General features: G+C 63.3%; 2 protein-coding genes. Both read left to right on the forward strand.

Annotated features, from left to right (window positions below; all coding sequences use genetic code 11):
* Positions 1-67: 67 nt before the first annotated feature.
* Positions 68-394: a transposase gene (locus tag NRB56_RS38080; protein WP_194291144.1), complete on the forward strand. Its 327-nt coding sequence runs from the start codon at positions 68-70 to the stop codon at positions 392-394.
* Positions 395-423: 29 nt separating this feature from the next.
* Complete coding sequence (locus NRB56_RS38085; RefSeq protein ID WP_153349237.1) at positions 424-1,320, forward strand: IS3 family transposase; 897 nt, start codon at positions 424-426, stop codon at positions 1,318-1,320.
* Positions 1,321-1,350 lie beyond the last annotated feature (30 nt).

The raw sequence follows: 1,350 nt of genomic DNA on the forward strand, positions 1-1,350 counted from the left end.
TGAGGTTCACCCTGTGCAGCGGACACCGATTTAGCAGGATCGTGGTCCTGCTGGAAGGATGTCTGCTATGCCTCCGTCTCGTAAGCGCCGTTCGTACACGGCCGAGTACAAGGTCGAGGCTGCTCATCGGGTGATCGATACCGGTCGTACGATCGCCGAGGTCGCCCGGGAGTTGGGGATCGATGCCGGGTTGCTGAGCAACTGGGTCAAGGACGAACGCCGCCGTGTGGATGCGGCCACTGCTCGTGGTGACACCCCACTCGATGATTCCGAGAGAGCGGAACTTCTCGCGTTACGGAAGCGAGTTGCCGAGCAGGACAAGGACATTCAGTTCTTAAAAAAAGCTTCGGCGTACTTTGCCGCGATGCAGCACAACCGGACCGGTTCGAACTGATAGCGAAGTGCGCCGCCCCCGACGCCGAGATGGTCGCCGGCACGGCCGGCACCGCGAACTCGCCCGAGCTGTTCGACGTGGTGCAGATGGCACGACTGCTGGACGTGTCGACCTCGGGCTATTACGACTGGAAGAAGCGAAGTGCCACAATCGAACTCACGCCACGCCAGCAGCGGCGAGCAGATCTGACGGTGAAGATCGTCGAGGTCCATGCCGGCTCCGACGGCACCTACGGATCTCCGCGGATCACCGCCGAACTCCGTGAACAGGGCGAGCGGGTATCGGCGAAGACCGTCGCGGCGATCATGGCCGAGATCGGGCTCGAGGGCATCAGCCCCCGGACGTTCAAGGTCCGCACGACGGTCGCGGATCCGGCGGCGTCGTATCCGCCCGACCGGGTACGGCGGGTGTTCGACCAGGGCCGCCCGGACGCGGTGTGGCTGACCGACATCACGTACCTGACCTGCGGGGAAGGTGACATGTTTCTGTGTGCGATCCGGGACGGGCACTCACGCCGGGTGCTCGGGCACTCCATCGCCGGCCACATCGGCGCCGAGATGGTCTGCCAGGCGATCGACCGCGCTGTCGCGACTCGCGGCCACCGGGTCGACGGCACCGTGCTGCATTCGGACCGCGGCGGCGAGTTCACCGCCGCACTGACCGCGAAGTCCTGTGCCGTGCACAAGCTTCAGCGATCCATGGGCGACACCGGGATCTGCTGGGACAACAGTCCCGCCGAATCGTTCTGGTCGACGTTCAAACACGAGCACTATTACCGGCACACGTATGCCACCAAAGCGGAACTGATTGCTGCAGTTGACAATTGGATCGAGAAGTTCAATACTGTGAGGCGGCACTCCGCCCTCGGGATGTTCAGTCCGATACGCTACGAACAGTCCCTGACAGTCGCAGCAGAAGCTGCTTGAACCACTGTCCGCCGTTCGGGGTGAACCTCA

This window comes from Nocardia aurantia (assembly GCF_009604425.1).
Taxonomy (GTDB): Bacteria; Actinomycetota; Actinomycetes; order Mycobacteriales; family Mycobacteriaceae; genus Nocardia; species Nocardia aurantia.

What these genes read in the sequence shown, in the direction of transcription:
- NRB56_RS38080 (WP_194291144.1), top strand. Translation starts at nt 68, where the DNA reads ATGCCTCCGTCTCGTAAGCGCCGTTCGTACACGGCCGAGTACAAGGTC.
- NRB56_RS38085 (WP_153349237.1), top strand. Translation starts at nt 424, where the DNA reads ATGGTCGCCGGCACGGCCGGCACCGCGAACTCGCCCGAGCTGTTCGAC.